This window comes from Actinospica robiniae DSM 44927 (assembly GCF_000504285.1).
Lineage (GTDB): Bacteria > Actinomycetota > Actinomycetes > Streptomycetales > Catenulisporaceae > Actinospica > Actinospica robiniae.
Map to the genome: position 1 here is coordinate 4,859,513 of NZ_KI632511.1, position 16,265 is coordinate 4,875,777.

The window sequence follows — 16,265 nt, forward strand, 5'->3', positions numbered from 1 at the left end:
GGGGCGCGAGCCGTCCTCCATCATGTCGGTGTGAGGATTTTCGACATCGTGCTCGGCTCGGTCGTGGTGATCGGCACCTGGATCTCGGCCATGGCCAACCTGGTGGTCCCGCGCGGCCTGCGCTCGCGCTACACCCGGCTGATCCGGGACGTGGTGCGCTGGCCGTTCCAGCTGGTGGCCGACCGCCGCGACACCTTCGAGGGCAAGGACCTGATCCTCGCCTGGGCCGCGCCGCTCTCGATCCTGGCCACGCTGCTGAGCTGGCTGGGCGCGTCGGTGATCGGCTTCGGCTTCATCCTGGCCGGGATCAGCGACCGCGGCCTGGACAAGGGCCTGCTGCAGGCCGGTTCCTCGGTCTTCACCCTCGGCTTCCTCAGCAGCGCGGAGACCCGGCAGACCTTCGTCGACTTCGCCGCCGCCGCGACCGGCCCGGTGATGATCGGCCTGCTGGTCGGCTATCTGCCGGCGATGTACAGCGCGTACTCGGAGCGGGAGGCCGAGGTGACGATGCTTCAGTCGCGGGCCGGGGTGCCGGCCTGGGGCCCGGAGATCCTGATGCGGCACGTGCAGATCCCGGGCCTGCTCACCCAGCTGCCGGTGCTCTACGAAGGCTGGGAGCGCTGGGCCAGCCAGATCGCGGAGAGCCACACCAGCTATCCGGTGCTGATCCACTTCCGCTCGCCGCGGGCCACCCGCAACTGGCTGATCGCCCTGCTCGCCATCATGGACGCGGCGGCGCTGGAGCTGGCGGTCAACCCGTCCAAGCCGAAGGCGCCGATGCGGATGGCGCTGCGGGCCGGGTTCACCTGCCTGCGCGAGATCGCCGACGTCGAGGGGATCGGCTACAACCCGGACCCCGATCCGGACGACGACATCGACCTGACCTACGCCGAGTTCGAGCAGGGCATCGACATGCTGCGCTACAGCGGCTACTCGATGGAACGCGAGCCGGAGGAGGCGTGGGCGCACTTCCGCGGCTGGCGGGTGAACTACGAGGCGCTGGCGTACGAGCTCGCCTATCGGATCGACGCGGTGGCGGCGCCCTGGTCGGGCCCGCGCCGGACGCAGCGTCAGGTGCTCTCGGTGCGCACGCCGATCGACCGTCAGCCCACGATCAAAGCCAAGTCGGGCCACTGACGCTCCGCCGGCGGGCTCAGTCAACGCAGGGCACTCCGGGCGGTGGCGTGAGCGCGACGACGGGCGCGGGGGTGGAAGTGGGAGTGGAGGTGGCAGCCGAGGCTCGCACGGGGCTCGAGTCGGGGGTCGGTGCGGCCGGGTGCGTCGGCGCGTTGCTCGCCGCGTGTGTGGCCATCGGCAGGCTCAGCGGGTCGGCCCCGCCGTCCTGCGCCTGCGCCTTGCCCGAGGCGCCCGCGCCCTGGCCGCTCAGCAGGCTGTGTGTCACCGCGCGGATCTGAGCCGGGTCGACGAGGTTGACCGCCTGGCCGCCGACGTTGGCGAAGCCCTTGATCGGCAGGGTGTAGAAGCGCACGTCGCCCGAGGTCACCGACCCGGACTGGCGCAGGAAGGTGAGCGGGTCGAAGCCCGCGTCCACCACCACGTCCCGGTGCGCCACGTCGAGCAGCGCGCCGAGCTTGCCGAGGTCGCCGAACACGCCGGCCGCGTCCAGCTTGGCCACGGCCGAGGCCAGGAAGGCCTGCTGACGGTGCGTCCGGTCCAGGTCGCCGCCGGCCAGGTTGTGCCGCTGCCGGACGAAGGCGAGCGCCTGCTGGCCGTCGAGGGTCTGCACCCCGGCCGGGAAGTTCGCGCCCGAGTAGCCGTCGTGCGCGGGCTGGCGCAGGCAGACGGTGACCCCGCCGAGCGCGTTCGCCAGGTCGTAGAACCCGGCCAGGTTGATCTCGGCGAAGTGGTCCACCTGCACGCCGAGCAGCGCCTGCACGGCCTCGATCGCGGCCTTGCGCCCGGCCTCCCGGCCCAGCTGCTCGAGCTGGGCGGGGTCGGTGGTGCCGGCGTCGTGGGCCTTGACCTCGGCCGCTGCCTTGGCCCGCCCGTACGCCTCCTTGATCTTGTGCTTGCCGAGGCGGTCCGGCAGGTCGACGTAGTCGTCCCGGGGGATGGAGAGCGCGGTGGCGCGCGATCCGTCGGCGGGCACGTGCAACAGGATCAGGGTGTTGGTGTTGTAGCCGCCGATGTCGCTGCTGGACCCGGCGTGCAGCTTGTCCAGGATCGCCGCGGGCAGGTCGTTGCCGCTCATGTCCTTGCGCGAGTCCAGGCCCATCAACAGGATGTTCTGGTCGGCGTCGGCCGGCCGGCCGAGCCCGGCCAGCGCGTTGGACGTGGTGAGCGAGCCGACCACGGCCCGCTCGAAGAAGTACCCGGTGCCCGCGCCCAGCAGCACCAAAGCCGCCGCGGCCCCGAAAAGCACCCGCCCGCTCATCCGCATCCCGCGCGGCAGCCGCAGCCGGGCCACCGGCGAGCGGACCGGGCGCGGCCTGCGCGGCGATTCGGCCACCCCAGCTCCCGTCGACGCTGCTGCTGACAAACGTTCGTTGACCAGGAGTCTAGGAACGCGACCGCCGCTCTCCCGGGCAGGCGCGAGGGAAGCTCACCCGTACGGAGGCGCCGCGACGCCCGGGCTGGTGGCCGCATATGCGATCGGCATATACTCCATATGTACGCTCCTCGCCCGGAAGGAGACCTTCATGACCATGACCTCCATCGACGTCGATGACGAAGCACTCGCCGCCGCCATGCGCGAGCTCGGCACCACGAACAAGAAGGACACCGTCAACGCGGCGCTGCGGGAGATCGCCGCGCGTTCGGACCGGATGAGCGCTTTCCGCCGTCTCGCCGGGCGTCCGACGAACGAGGCGGACGCCGTCGACTACTTCGCCCGTCGCGCCGCCGCCAAGGGTGAGGCGTGACAGCACGGTTCCTGCTCGACGCCTCCGCCTATTGGCGGCTGATGCAGAACCCCGAACTCGCCGGCCGGTGGGCCGACGCGATCGACGCGTGGGAACTCGGCCTGTCCTCGGCCACCCGCACCGAGATCCTCTACTCCGCGCGGAACGCCGCCGACCGCGACCGTATGTCCGAAGACCTCGACGCCATCGCCGAGCCGGTCGCGGTGCCCAAGGACGCTTTCGGATGGATCGACACCGCGCAGTACAAACTCACCCTCGCCGGAGCACACCGTTCGGCCGGCGTGGTCGATCTGATCCTGTGCGCCACCGCGGCTACGCGGCGCCTGGCGATCCTGCACGATGACAGGGACTTCGACACCGTCGCGCGCATCCTGCCCGAGGTCACGGCCCTGCGTATCACCGCTCCGCGTTCCTGACGGCGCTCGCGGGCGCGCCGGGCGCGCGGATCGAGCCCTCACCCGTTCGGCTGCGGGCTTTCCTCCGGGGGGTGATTTATGTTACTGATGGGTACGAGAGCCGTACACCTCCGGCCCATCACTGCGCCGGGCACCACAAGCGCCCGGCCCGCATAACGAAAGGCGGCAACGGTGCCGTCCAGTGCGACCCCGCCTCCGACGCTGCGCGAATTGACCGGGCAGCTGCGCGAACGCCTCGCCGAAGTGCGCCTCGGCGGCGACGAGCGTTCCCGGGCCCGGCACCTGGCCCGCGGCAAGCTGCTGCCGCGCGACCGGGTGGACCGGCTGCTCGACCCGGGCTCGCCCTTCCTCGAACTCGCCCCGCTGGCCGCCTACGGCCTCTACCGCGAGCACGGCGGCCCCGTCCCCGCGGCCGGGCTGGTCGCCGGGATCGGCCGGGTGTCCGGGCGCCCCTGCGTGATCGCGGCCAACGACGCCACGGTCAAGGGCGGCACCTACTACCCGATGACGGTCAAGAAGCACCTGCGCGCCCAGCAGGTGGCCGCGGACAACCGCCTGCCGTGCCTGTACCTGGTCGACTCCGGCGGCGCCTACCTGCCGCTGCAGGACGAGGTCTTCCCGGACCGCGAGCACTTCGGCCGGATCTTCTTCAACCAGGCCCGGCTCTCCGGCGCCGGCATCCCGCAGCTGGCCGCGGTGCTCGGCTCCTGCACCGCGGGCGGCGCGTACGTCCCGGCGATGAGCGACGAGACGGTGATCGTGCGGAATCAGGGCACGATCTTCCTCGGCGGCCCGCCGCTGGTGCGCGCGGCCACCGGCGAGGTGGTCACGGCCGAGGAGCTCGGCGGCGCGGACGTGCACACCCGGCTGTCCGGGGTGGCCGACCACCTCGCCGAGGACGACGCGCACGCCCTCGACCTGCTGCGGGCCGCCGTGGCCACGCTGCCGCCGGCCGAGCCCTGGCTGCGCCCGGAGCCCGTGGTCGAGCCCGCGTGCGACCCGGAGGAGCTCTACGACCTGGTCCCGGCCGACCCGCGGATCCCTTACGACGTGCGCGAAGTGATCCGCCGTGTGGTCGACGGCTCGGCCCTGCACGAGTTCAAGGCCCGCTACGGCGAGACCCTGGTGTGCGCCTTCGCCCGGATCCAGGGCTACCCGGTCGGCATCCTGGCCAACAACGGCGTGCTGTTCGGCGAGTCCGCGCTCAAGGGCGCGCACTTCATCGAGCTCTGCCAGCAGCGGCGCGTCCCGCTGCTGTTCCTGCAGAACATCAGCGGTTTCATGGTAGGCAAGGACTATGAGAACCGGGGCATCGCCCGCGACGGCGCGAAGCTGGTGACCGCGGTGGCCTGCGCGACCGTGCCCAAGCTGACGGTCGTGATCGGCGGCTCCTTCGGCGCCGGGAACTACGGCATGTGCGGCCGCGGCTACGACCCCCGGTTCCTGTGGATGTGGCCGAACGCGCGGATCTCGGTGATGGGCGGCGAGCAGGCCGCGATGGTGCTCGCCACGGTCCGCCGCGAGGGCCTCGAGGCGCGCGGCGAGACCTGGGCCGCCGAGGACGAAGAGGCCTTCAAGAAGCCGATCCGGGACCAGTACGAGACCCAGGGCTCGCCGTACTACTCCACCGCGCGGCTGTGGGACGACGGCATCATCGACCCGCTCGACACCCGGCGCGTGCTCGGCCTGGCGCTCGCGGCCACCGCGTACGCCGAGCCGGAGCCGGTCGGCTACGGCGTCTTCCGGATGTAGGGGCGGAGCATGAACGAGACTCAGACGGCACCTGACCGGCAGGCGCGGATCACGACCATACTCGTGGCCAACCGCGGCGAGATCGCGCTGCGGGTGATCCGCTCGGCCCGGGCGATGGGCCTGCGCACGGTGGCGGTCTACTCCGACGCCGACGCCGCCTCGCCGCACGTGCGGGCCGCCGACACCGCGGTCCGGCTCGGCCCGGCCCCCGCGGCCGAGTCCTACCTGGACATCGCCGCCGTGCTCGAGGCCGCCCGCGCGGCCGGCGCCGACGCGGTGCACCCGGGCTACGGCTTCCTGTCCGAGAACGCCGGCTTCGCCGGGGCCTGCCGCGAGGCCGGGCTGGTGTTCATCGGCCCGTCCGCCGAGGTGATCTCCGCGCTCGGCCGCAAGGACGCGGCGCGCGACCTCGCCGAGCGCGCCGACGTGCCGGTGCTGCGCGCGTACCCGGCCGGCCAGGTGCCCGCGGAGGTCTTCCCGGTGCTGGTCAAGGCCGCCTCGGGCGGCGGCGGCAAGGGCATGCGGATCGTGCGCGACCCGGCCGACCTGCCCGACGCCCTCGCGTCCGCCGAGCGCGAGGCCGTCTCGGCGTTCGGCGACGGGACGGTGCTGGTCGAGCGCTACCTCGAGCACGGCCGGCACGTGGAGGTGCAGATTCTGGCCGACAGCCACGGCACCGTCCTGCACCTCGGCGAGCGCGACTGCTCGGTGCAGCGGCGGCACCAGAAGGTGGTGGAGGAGAGCCCGGCGCCGACCATCAGCCCCGCGCTGCGCGAGCGGCTGCTGGAGGCGGCGGTGCGGCTGTGCCGCGAGGTCGGCTACGTCAACGCGGGCACGGTCGAGTTCATCGTCAGCGGAGAAGAATTCTTCTTCCTCGAGGTGAACACGCGGCTGCAGGTCGAGCACTCCGTCACCGAGCTGGTCACCGGGCTCGACCTGGTGGAGCTTCAGATCCGGGTGGCGCGCGGCGAACCGCTCCCCCGGCTCTCCGCGCGCCCCGACGGACACGCGATCGAAGTCCGCGTCTACGCCGAGGACGCCGAACACGGCTTCCTGCCGCAGGCCGGCTCCGCCGAACGGGTGCTCTGGCCGGCGGCCGCCGACCCGGGCTCCCTGCGCGTCGACACGGCCCTGCGAAGCGGCGGCGAGGTCACCGCGTACTACGACCCCATGGTGGCCAAGGTGACCGCGCACGGGGCCGACCGCGAAGCCGCCCGGCGCGCGCTGCTGGACGCGCTCGAAGCCACCGAGATCAGCGGCCTGATCACCAACCTGCCGTTCCTGCGCAAGCTGCTGGGCTCGGCCGAGTTCGCCGACGCCGTCCTCGACACCTCCTGGCTCGACACCCATCCGGACCTGCCGTTCCACCCCCGCCTCGACCCGGACGGCCCCACCCCCTTCGACGTGCGCGACGGCTGGCGGCTCGGCGCCGCCCCGGCTCCGGCCCGGGCCCTGGCCGACCGCTTCGGCGGCCCCGGCGAGGCGGCCGCCGACGCCGACGGCACGGTGCGCGCGCCGATGCCCGGTACGGTGCTCGCCGTGAAGGCGAGCGTCGGCCAGCAGGTGGCCGCCGGCGAGCCGCTGGGCGTGCTGGAGGCGATGAAGATGGAGCACACGCTGACAGCCCCCTGCGACGGCCGGGTCACCGAGGTGGGCGCCGCGGTCGGTGAGCAGGTGCCGTTGGGGCACCGGCTGTTCCACGTGGAGGTGGGCTGATGATCCCCGGACTGCCGCAGAAGCTGAGCCAGCACGGGCTCCCGCAGCGGGTGACCGTCTACGAGGTCGGCGCCCGCGACGGCCTGCAGAACGAGGAGGCCCTGGTGCCCACCTCGGCCAAGGTCGAGTTCATCGAGCGGCTCGCCGACGCCGGGCTGTGGATGATCGAGGCCACCGGCTTCGTGCACCCGAAGTGGGTGCCGCAGCTCGCCGACGCGGACGAGCTGATGCCGCTGCTCGCGCAGCGCAGCTTCAACGACCACACCCGCTTCCCGGTGCTGGTGCCCAACCGGCGCGGCCTGGTGCGCGCGGCCGCCGCCGGCGTCACCGACATCGCCGTGTTCGCCTCGGCCACCGAGACCTTCGCCGCGAAGAACCTCAACTCGACCATGGCCGACTCCATGGCCGAGATCGAGGCGACGCTGCAGCAGGCGCTGGCCCGCGGCATGCGCGCCCGCGGCTACGTCTCGATGTGCTTCGGCGACCCCTGGGAGGGCCCGGTGGCGCTGCGCAAGGTCACCGACGTGGTCGCGCGGCTGATCGAGGCCGGCTGCGTCCAGGTGAGCCTCGGCGACACCATCGGCACCGCCACCCCCGGCCACGTCCGTACCCTGATCGACGCGCTGGAGCGCCGCGGCGTCGCCCGGGACCGGCTGGCCGTGCACTTCCACGACACCTACGGCCAGGCGCTGGCGAACACGTACGCCGCGCTGCAGGCCGGGATCGCCACCGTCGACTCCTCCGCCGGAGGACTCGGCGGCTGCCCCTACGCCGAGTCCGCCACCGGCAACCTGGCCACCGAAGACCTCGTGTGGATGCTCGACGGACTCGGCATCACCACCGGCGTCGACCTGGGCAAGCTGGTCGACGTCTCCGGCTGGATGGCCCGCATCCTGGGCCGTCCCAGCCCCTCGCGCGCCGTACGGGCCCTGACCGGCCGTACGAGCGCCGACCCCGCCCCTTCCACCACCACCGTGAACGGAAACGGATAACGGATGACCGCCCTGCTCGATCCCAGTCTGCCCGCGGAATACGAGGATCTGCGCAAAGCCGTCGAGGCCTTCGCCCGCGAAGAGGTCGCCCCCGTCATCGGGGACTACTACGAGCGCCACGCCTTCCCGTACCCGATCATCGCCGCGATGGGCCGGATGGGCCTGTTCGGGCTGCCCTATCCGAGCGAGTACGGCGGGATGGACGGGGACTACTTCGCCCTGTGCATCGCGCTGGAGGAGCTGGCCCGGGTGGACTCCTCGGTGGCGATCACGCTCGAGGCGGGTGTGAGCCTGGGTTCGATGCCGGTCTTCCGCTTCGGCACCGAGCAGCAGAAGGAGCACTGGCTGCCGGAGCTGTGCCAGGGCGAGCGGCTGGCCGCGTTCGGCCTGACCGAGCCGGAGGGCGGCTCGGACGCGGGCGCGGTGAGCACCCGGGCGGGCGAGGACGCGACCACCGGCAGCTGGGTGATCAACGGCTCGAAGTCGTTCATCACCAACTCCGGCACCGATATCACGTCCCTGATCACGGTGATGGCGGTGACCGGCCGCGAGCCGGACAACCGGCCCGAGCTCAGCTGCGTGCTGGTCCCGGCCGGCAGCCCCGGGCTGACCGTGGAGCCGGCCTACTCCAAGGTGGGCTGGTGCGCCTCGGACACCCACGGCCTGGTCTTCGACAACTGCCGCGTGCCGGGCGAGAACCTGCTCGGCGAGCGCAGCCGCGGCTACGCCCAGTTCCTGCGGATCCTGGACGAGGGCCGGATCGCGATCGCCGCGCTGGCCACGGGTCTGGCCCAGGGCTGCGTGGACGAGTGCCTGCGCTACGTCAAGGACCGCTCGGCCTTCGGCCACAAGATCGGGGAGTACCAGGCGATCCAGTTCAAGATCGCCGACATGGAGGCCCGCGCGCACACCGCCCGGCTGGCCTGGCGCCACGCCGCCGGCCTGCTGCTGGCGGGCAAGCCGTTCAAGAAGGAGGCCTCGATCGCGAAGCTGGTGGCCTCCGAGGCGGCGATGGACAACTCCCGCGAGGCCACCCAGATCTTCGGCGGCTACGGCTTCATGAACGAGTACGCGGTCGGCCGGTTCTACCGGGACGCGAAGATCCTGGAGATCGGCGAGGGCACCAGCGAGGTCCAGCGGCTGCTGATCGCCCGGTCCCTCAACCTCGCCTGAGGTACCTCCTTAGGGCCCTACGGCAGCCACCGGTGAACGGCCGCACGCACCTGGGAAAACTCCTTACGCCGCAGGGCCGGGCGCTCGACTAGGGGGTACGGCCGGGGTGCCTAAAGGCCGGGGGAAACTGGTAGCCTGTGCGAACCCTGAGGGGGGGAAATCACCAGTACGTCAAGGAGAAGAGCCACACATGGCCGAGACCCTGCAGGAAGCCCTGCTCGCCCCGGACGTCCGCCCCAGCGTCCTCGCCGATACGGTGACCCTGGTCGACGAGGAGGTGTCGGAGAAGGGCCTGATCATCAAGGGCGCCTACAAGACCGTCAACACCTTCGCGTCCGGCGTCGTCAAGGATGTCATCGACGCGCTTCTTCCGGACTTCCTGGAGAAGCTGCAGCCGTACTGGGTGGACTTCGCGGCCAACGGCGGCGGCAACTTCGGCGACTACCTGGCCGCGCGCGGCGAGGAGGTCTCCGAGGCGCTGCTGTCGGTGACCGACGCGCGTGCCGCGAACTCGGAGCGTGCCCCGCTGCGCAAGGCCTACAACGCCGTGCGCCCGAGCGGTGTCAAGAACGTCGAGTCCGCCCTGCCGCGGCTCGGCGCCCTCGTACAGAAGTACGCCGCCTGACACGAGCAGGCAGGCGGGAAGCGGCAGCGCGAGCTGCGCGGATCGCCGACTAGTTCCGATGCGCGCGTAGGCCGCCGCGGATACGGGTGCACAGGAACGAAGAACGAACGACTAGGGTCGGATGTGGCGGGGATGTCCCGGGGTATCCGATTTTGTCAGTGCCTCCTGAGATAGTCAGGGAAGTGACCTAGGGTCACCTGATGACTACTCAGGAGGCATTGCCATGTTGAACCAGATCGACCTCGAACTCGCCGCCAACTCCGGCCCCGCCTGGCTCGCCGAGGACGGCGTCCCGGTGACGGTGTCCTTCGTCGCCGAAGCCGTGCGGTTCGAGGGTGAGGAACTGTGCTTCCTCACCAACGGCAGCGTCGTGCGCACCGTCCCCCGCCGCGAGGTAGCGGCCCTCAGCTGGCGCGGCGGAGTCCGCGGCCGCCCCACCGACCCGCGCAACGCCGGCCTGCCGTGGACGGACGAGGAGCGCGACCAGCTCACCGCCGAGGTCCACGGCGAGCTGAGCTGGGCCGAGATCGGCCGCCGACACGAGCGATCCAGCAGCGCCGTGCGGATGGAGGCGGTGAAGATGGGCCTCGCAGAGCTCTGAGGGTCCCTCCTCGGCCTACGGGTGACGCGGCCTAGGGGCGGCGCGTCCCAAGGGTGACGCGGCGCTGGAGGCAGCGCGGCCCAGGGGTGGCGCGGCCTAGGGGTGGCGCGGCCTCACTCAGTCCTCGCCGTAGAAGAGCCGCTCGAAGGTGGTGCGAGCGCGGCGGGAGCGGCGGCGGTGCGTGTCGAGCAGCGCCTCGCTGTCGATGTACTCGCCTAGGTAGCGGGCGATGCCGGCGAGCTCGCGAGCGTCCGTCGGGACTTGGTCGCCCGGCCGTCCGCGCACGATCGTGATTCCGTTACGCAGCAAGGAGGTGCGTGTCCAGGCTTCATCAAGAAGTTCCGCGTCTTCGGCGTCGAGCAGCCCTATCGCGGCCGCCGCGGCGAGGGTGGCGCGCGTCCCGGTGCGACGCAGTTCGGCGTGTGCGGCTCCGTGGCGCAGTTGGAGGAGCTGGGCGATCCATTCGATGTCGGACAGGCCGCCCGGCCCGAGCTTGGTGTGCAGCATCCGGTCCGCCCCGCGCGGCAGCCGCTCGGACTCCATCCGCGCCTTGAGCGTGCGGATCTCGCGCACCTCGGCCTCGCTCGGCCCGTTTTCGGGGTAGCGCAACGGATCCACGGCCGCGATGAAGCGGGCCGCGAGGTCCGCGTCGCCCGCGACCGGGGCGGCGCGCAGCAGCGCCTGCGCCTCCCAGCCGGTGGACCAGCGCTGGTAGTACGCGGTGTACGAGGCCAGCGTGCGCACCAGCGGGCCTTGCCTGCCCTCGGGTCGCAGGTCGGCGTCGATGAGCAGCGGAGGGTCGGTGCTCGGCGTCTGCAGCAGGGCCCTGAGTTCGGTCGCGACGGCGAACGCGGCCGACGCGGCGGCCTGCTCGTCCGCGCCCGGCAGCGGCTCGTAGACGAACAGCACATCGGCGTCGGAGCCGTAACCGAGCTCCGCGCCGCCGAACCGCCCCATCCCGATGATGGCGAGGCGCATCAACGGCGTCTCGCGGTCGGGGCGGAAGGCGAACACGGCCTCGAGCGCGCCCTGCACCGTGGCTGCGGCGACGTCCGTCAGCGCGCGCCCGATCGCGTCGATCCGGGCGTCCGTGGGGTGCGCGGCCTGCGCGTGCGGGGCGAAGGGATTCAGCGCGGAAAGTGTCGCGCCGTCAGAGTCCGCCGGGGCAAGGGACGTAGTGTCCTGCGCTCCGTCGGCATCGACTGGTGCCGGCTCCGGCGAGTCCGCGCGCGTCCCGGCGTCGGGCACCGCAAGCCCGTCCGCGCGCGCCCCACCTGCCGGCGTCGGCTGCGGCTCCTTCTCCGGCACGTCCACGCGCACGAGATCGCCTTCGTCCAGCAGGCCGAGGATGTCGGCCGCGGCGATGCGCAGCAGTTCCCGTCGGCGCACGGCGCGTACCGCGGCGACAGCTTGCGACGCGTCGCTCGCCCGCTTGACCAGTGCCGTCAGCTCGGTGGCCAGCGCGGCGCGGGAGGGCAGGCGCAGCCTGCCTTCCGGCAGCTGCGCCACCGCGTCGGGGGCGCGCATCAGCAGATCGGGCAGGAAGCCCCCGGAGGCGAGCAGCCGGGCCAGGCGCGAGGCCGTCTCGCCCTCGTCGCGCAGCGACCGCAGGTACCACGGCGTGCTGCCCAAGGCGTCGGAGAGCCGGCGGAACGCGAGCAGTCCGGCGTCGGGGTCCGGCGCGTCGCCGAACCAGCCGAGGAAGACCGGCAGCAGCGTGCGCTGGATAGCCGCGCGGCGGCTCAGTCCGACGGTGAGCGCGTCGATGTTCGCCAGCGCCCCGGCCGGGTCCGCGTAGCCGAGCGCGGTCAGCCGCGAGCGGGCCGCCGCGACGGAGAGCCGGCCGGCTTCCGCCGTCTGCGCCGCCGAGCCGGGCAGCTGCACGGCCGCCGCGTCCAGCCGCGCGACGGTGGAGAGCAGCGGGCGGTAGAACAGCTTCTCGTGCAGCTGTCGCACGGCCCTGGCATGCGCCTGCCAGGTGCTGCGCAGCTGGCCCGCCGGATCCGAGTTGAAGCCCAGAGACCTGCCGATCCGGCGCAGTGACGCCGGATCGGTCGGCATCAGATGCGTGCGTTCGAGGCGGAACAGCTGGATCCGGTGCTCCACGGTGCGCAGGAAACGGTATGCCTCGCCGAGCTGGTGCGCGTCCTGCCGGCCGACGTATCCGCCTGCCGCCAAGGCTTCGAGCGCCTCGAGTGTGCCGCGCCGCTGCAGGGTCTCGTCGCCTCGGCCGTGGACGAGCTGAAGCAGCTGGATGGCGAACTCGATGTCGCGCAGTCCGCCCGGACCGAGCTTGAGCTCCCGCTCCACGGCGGCCGTCTGCGGCGCCCCCGAGTTGCTCCCCGCGGCATCCGTGGCGCCGGTCGCACCCGGCGCCGTGCGCAGCGCCGCGGCCGCGTGGTCGACGACGCGTCGGCGCATCGCCCGCACGTCCTCGACGAAATGCTCGCGCTCCACCGCCGACCAGATCAGAGGACTGACGGTGGCGATGTACGCCTCGCCCAATTCCCGGTCGCCCGCGATCGGCCGCGCCTTGAGCAGCGCCTGGAACTCCCAGGTCTTGGCCCAGCGGTGGTAGTACGCGGCGTGGCTCGCGAGAGTGCGCACCAGCGGTCCGGACTTGCCTTCGGGCCGCAGCGCCGCGTCGACCTGCCAGATGCTGCCCTCCGCGGTCGCCTCACCGCAGATCCGCATCAGCGCCGAGGCCAGCCGGTTGCCGGTGCGCAAGGCCTCGTACTCGTCGACGGGGGTGTCGTCGGGGCCGATTCCCGGCGCCGCCACGAAGATCACGTCCACGTCGCTGACGTAATTCAGCTCCCTGCCACCGCACTTGCCCATGCCGATCACCGCGAGCCGGCAGGGCGCGGCGTCCGCCGGCAGCTCGGCCCGGGCGATGGCGAGGGCCGCCTCGATCGTCGCGCCGGCCAGGTCGGCGAGCTGTCGGCCCACCTTCACCATCGCGGCGCCACCGCTCACGTCCATTGCGGTGACCCGCAGCAACCCGCGGCGGTAGGCCACCCGCAGGGCGTCGGCCGCCTCGGCGCCGGCCAGATTCGCCCGGGGCTCCAGCTCGGCCGGATCGGCACCCACCGCGGTCAGCAGCACCCCGCGCAGGTAGTCCGGATCCGAGGTCAGCTCGTCCACCTCGAACTCGTCGAGCTCGTGCCAGGCCTCCGGATGCCGGGCCAGGAAGTCGCCGAGCGCGGCGCTCACGCCGAGGACCCCGAAGAGCCGGCCGCGCAACGGCTGCGAGGCGGCTAAGGTGGCACGCAGCACGTCCGCCTGCTCCCGCGGGAGGGCGTCGAGCACCCGGGCCAGGGATCCGAGCGCCGTGTCGGGATCCGCGCAGCGGCCCAGACTCTCCAAGAACACCGGATCCGGCGCCAGGGTGTCGAAGGCGGGCGCCGCGAGGCGCCCGGCGGCGGCCTCCGGATCCGCGAAACCACGGCGGGCGAGTCGGCTGAGCTGGGATTCGCGTTCCCGTTGAACGGCCACGCCTCGACCTTAACCACACTCCGGGCCTTCAGCCAGGCCGGGAGTGGGCAAGATCGCCCGCTATGACGCGGATTCTGAGATAGTTCGCTCGAAAGAGTCATTCCCCCCGCGACTACCCTCCGCTGCGCTACGGTGACGCCATGCGCGATATCACTGTGGCTTCCACCCCCGATTACACCGTCCGCACGCCCCGGACGCCCGCCGCCCCCGGGCTGCTCCCGCGACTGAACAGCGAGAGCGCCCCGGTGCCCGCCTCGGCACTGCCGCGCGACCGGGCCGCGGCCCGCCCCCGCGAACGCAGGACCCTGACACGAGCCGACTGGATCGGCACCGCCGTCGAGGCGCTCGCGCGCGACGGCCTGCGCGCGGTGGCGGTGGAACCGCTGGCCGAACGGCTCGGCGCCACCAAGGGCAGCTTCTACTGGCACTTCCGCGATCGCAATGCCCTGCTTCAGGCGGCGGTGGAGCACTGGGAGCGCACCGCGATCGACGAGGAGCTCGAGCGGCTCGAGGCCATCACCGACCCGGTCGAGCGGCACACCGCCACGGTGGCCACGCTCAACGCCTCGCCCAAGGACGTGAAGATCTTCATGGTCCTGCTGTGGAACGCCGACCATCCGGTGATCGGGCCGGCCGTCGAGCGGATCGTGCACAAGCGGATGGCGTTCTCGCAGCGGCTGCGCGAGCAGGCCGGCCTGAGCCCGGAGCAGGCCGAGCGCTCCGCTCTGCACGCCTACTCCGTCTGGCTGGGTCTGCAGCTGCTGCGCCAGGCCGTGCCGGGGCTCATCCCGCAGGAGATGAACGGCGAGAACCTCGCCGACTACGTCGCCGAACTCGGCCGGATCGCCGTCGGGCTCTAGCCGTCCCGCCCGCAGGGCGGACGGGACGCCATCCGCGCGCCTCCCCCGCGCGGAGCACAGCCCCGCCGGGCGCCGCGGTTTCTCAGAGCACCGGCAGGTACCGGCCCAGTTCGAACGCGGTGACCTGCCGCTCGTACTCGGCCCACTCGGCACGCTTGTTGCGCAGGAAGAACTCGAAGACGTGCTCGCCGAGCGTCTCCGCCACCAGCTCGCTGCGCTCCATCAGCGCCACGGCTTCGTCGAGGGAAGCCGGAAGCGGCTGGATGCCCAACGCGCGCCGCTCGGCCCGCGTCAGCTTCCAGACGTTGTCATCGGCGCCGGGAGGCAGCTCGTAGCCCTCCTCGACACCCTTGAGCCCCGCGGCCAGCAGCACGGCGTAGGCCAGGTAGGGGTTGCAGGCGCTGTCGAGGGACCGTACCTCGATCCGGGTGGACTGGCTCTTGCCCGGCTTGTACATCGGCACGCGCACCAGCGCGGACCGGTTGTTGTGACCCCAGCAGATGTAGTTCGGGGCCTCTCCGCCGCCGGAGAGGCGCTTGTACGAGTTCACCCACTGGTTGGTGACGGCGCTGATCTCGCCGGCGTGCCGCAGCAGGCCGGCGATGAAGGACCGGCCGACCTTGGACAGCTGGTATTCGGAGCCCGGCTCGTGGAAGGCGTTGCGGTCGCCCTCGAACAGGGACAGGTGCGTGTGCATGCCCGAGCCCGCGTGGTCGGTCAGCGGCTTGGGCATGAATGAGGCGTACACGCCCTGCTCCAGCGCGACCTCCTTGACCACGAGCCGGAAGGTCATGATGTTGTCCGCGGTCGAGAGCGCGTCGGCGTAGCGCAGGTCGATCTCCTGCTGGCCCGGCGCGGCCTCGTGGTGGCTGAACTCGACCGAGATGCCCATCGACTCCAGGTGGGTGATCGCCTGCCGCCGGAAGTCGTGCCCGACGCCGTGCGGGGTCAGGTCGAAGTAGCCCGAGGAGTCCACCGGCACCGGGGCCAGCCCGCCCGCGGTCTCCGCCTTGAACAGGAAGAACTCGATCTCGGGGTGGGTGTAGAAGGTGAAGCCCTTCTCCGCCGCCTTGGCCAGCGCCCGCTTGAGCACATACCGCGGGTCGGCGTAGGACGGGGTGCCGTCCGGGGTGAGGATGTCGCAGAACATCCGGCCGGTGCCCGGGGATTCGGCCCGCCAGGGCAGGATCTGGAAGGTCGAGGGGTCCGGCTTGACCAGCATGTCGGACTCGTGGATGCGGGCGAAGCCCTCGATGGCGGAGCCGTCGAACCCGATCCCCTCGGCGAAGGCCTGCTCGAGTTCGGCCGGCGCGACGGCGACGGACTTGAGAAAGCCCAGTACGTCCGTGAACCAGAGACGGACGAAGCGGATGTCCCGCTCCTCCAGGGTCCTCAGCACGAACTCCTGCTGGCGCTCCATGATCCACTCTCCGGGTGACCGAGTTCCTTCAATCCGCACCCACACTATCCCGCCCGACAGTTACCGCCACGTAAACAGGCGCGGGTCAGTGCTCGGCCTGCGCCGGCAGGCCGGGAAACAGCTGTAGGCCCCTGGACCGTTTCGGGTCCGGGGGCCTACAGCTCTACGGGTTGCGCGGCGGCGTCCTACTCTCCCACCAGGTCTCCCTGGCAGTACCATCGGCGCTGGCGGGCTTAGCTTCCGGGTTCGGGATGGGACCGGGCGTTTCCCCGCCGCCATGACCGCCGCACGTCATTCAGGTTTCCTAGCAACTACTCCCGGGCGGGAGCGGCC

General features: G+C 72.0%; 13 protein-coding genes and 1 rRNA gene. 10 read left to right on the forward strand and 4 right to left on the reverse strand.

The features are described 5' to 3' along the window. The first annotated feature begins 30 nt into the window (after positions 1–30). The gene (locus tag ACTRO_RS20525; RefSeq protein ID WP_034265313.1) at positions 31–1,137 is read left to right on the forward strand and encodes a hypothetical protein; all 1,107 of its coding nucleotides are present in this window, start codon (positions 31–33) and stop codon (positions 1,135–1,137) included. 16 nt (positions 1,138–1,153) lie between these two features. On the opposite strand, the gene ACTRO_RS20530 is transcribed toward ACTRO_RS20525, so the two are convergent. After that, positions 1,154–2,470, reverse strand: a complete 1,317-nt coding sequence (locus ACTRO_RS20530) for an LCP family protein (protein ID WP_051451125.1) — start codon at positions 2,468–2,470, stop codon at positions 1,154–1,156. Between the two features lie 190 nt (positions 2,471–2,660). Between ACTRO_RS20530 and ACTRO_RS20535 the strand changes: the two genes are divergently transcribed. From ACTRO_RS20535 to ACTRO_RS20570, 8 genes are all read left to right on the forward strand, one after another. Then, a complete protein-coding gene (locus ACTRO_RS20535) occupies positions 2,661–2,882 on the forward strand; it encodes a type II toxin-antitoxin system VapB family antitoxin (RefSeq protein WP_034275884.1) in 222 nt (73 codons plus the stop codon). Next, positions 2,879–3,298, forward strand: a complete 420-nt coding sequence (locus ACTRO_RS20540; RefSeq protein ID WP_034265315.1) for a PIN domain-containing protein — start codon at positions 2,879–2,881, stop codon at positions 3,296–3,298. The genes ACTRO_RS20535 and ACTRO_RS20540 overlap by 4 nt, the downstream gene beginning before the upstream one ends. A 171-nt stretch (positions 3,299–3,469) precedes the next feature. Further along, positions 3,470–5,050 carry a carboxyl transferase domain-containing protein gene (locus tag ACTRO_RS20545; protein WP_034265317.1) on the forward strand — a complete coding sequence of 527 codons (1,581 nt, stop codon included), beginning with the start codon at positions 3,470–3,472 and terminating at the stop codon, positions 5,048–5,050. A 9-nt stretch (positions 5,051–5,059) separates the two neighbouring features. Then, positions 5,060–6,766 (forward strand): acetyl/propionyl/methylcrotonyl-CoA carboxylase subunit alpha, encoded by a 1,707-nt coding sequence (locus ACTRO_RS20550; RefSeq protein WP_051451126.1) that lies wholly within the window; start codon positions 5,060–5,062, stop codon positions 6,764–6,766. Continuing rightward, positions 6,766–7,758 carry a hydroxymethylglutaryl-CoA lyase gene (locus ACTRO_RS20555; RefSeq protein ID WP_051451127.1) on the forward strand — a complete coding sequence of 331 codons (993 nt, stop codon included), beginning with the start codon at positions 6,766–6,768 and terminating at the stop codon, positions 7,756–7,758. The genes ACTRO_RS20550 and ACTRO_RS20555 overlap by 1 nt, the downstream gene beginning before the upstream one ends. 3 nt (positions 7,759–7,761) lie before the next feature. Beyond that, complete coding sequence (locus ACTRO_RS20560; RefSeq protein WP_034265319.1) at positions 7,762–8,931, forward strand: acyl-CoA dehydrogenase family protein; 1,170 nt, start codon at positions 7,762–7,764, stop codon at positions 8,929–8,931. Positions 8,932–9,121: 190 nt separating this feature from the next. Further along, positions 9,122–9,556 (forward strand): DUF6918 family protein, encoded by a 435-nt coding sequence (locus ACTRO_RS20565; protein ID WP_034265321.1) that lies wholly within the window; start codon positions 9,122–9,124, stop codon positions 9,554–9,556. 223 nt (positions 9,557–9,779) lie between these two features. Next, complete coding sequence (locus ACTRO_RS20570; RefSeq protein ID WP_034265324.1) at positions 9,780–10,157, forward strand: hypothetical protein; 378 nt, start codon at positions 9,780–9,782, stop codon at positions 10,155–10,157. A gap of 117 nt (positions 10,158–10,274) precedes the next feature. On the opposite strand, the gene ACTRO_RS20575 is transcribed toward ACTRO_RS20570, so the two are convergent. Then, positions 10,275–13,652, reverse strand: coding sequence for a bifunctional glutamine-synthetase adenylyltransferase/deadenyltransferase (locus tag ACTRO_RS20575; RefSeq protein ID WP_034265328.1), 3,378 nt, complete (start codon positions 13,650–13,652; stop codon positions 10,275–10,277). Positions 13,653–13,792: 140 nt separating this feature from the next. Between ACTRO_RS20575 and ACTRO_RS43615 the strand changes: the two genes are divergently transcribed. After that, positions 13,793–14,512, forward strand: a complete 720-nt coding sequence (locus ACTRO_RS43615) for a TetR/AcrR family transcriptional regulator (protein ID WP_084316424.1) — start codon at positions 13,793–13,795, stop codon at positions 14,510–14,512. Between the two features lie 82 nt (positions 14,513–14,594). Here the strand turns inward: ACTRO_RS43615 and ACTRO_RS20585 are convergent, their stop codons facing one another. Next, positions 14,595–15,932 (reverse strand): glutamine synthetase family protein, encoded by a 1,338-nt coding sequence (locus tag ACTRO_RS20585; RefSeq protein WP_034265330.1) that lies wholly within the window; start codon positions 15,930–15,932, stop codon positions 14,595–14,597. A gap of 172 nt (positions 15,933–16,104) precedes the next feature. Continuing rightward, a 5S ribosomal RNA gene (gene rrf, locus ACTRO_RS20590) occupies positions 16,105–16,221 on the reverse strand. Positions 16,222–16,265 lie beyond the last annotated feature (44 nt).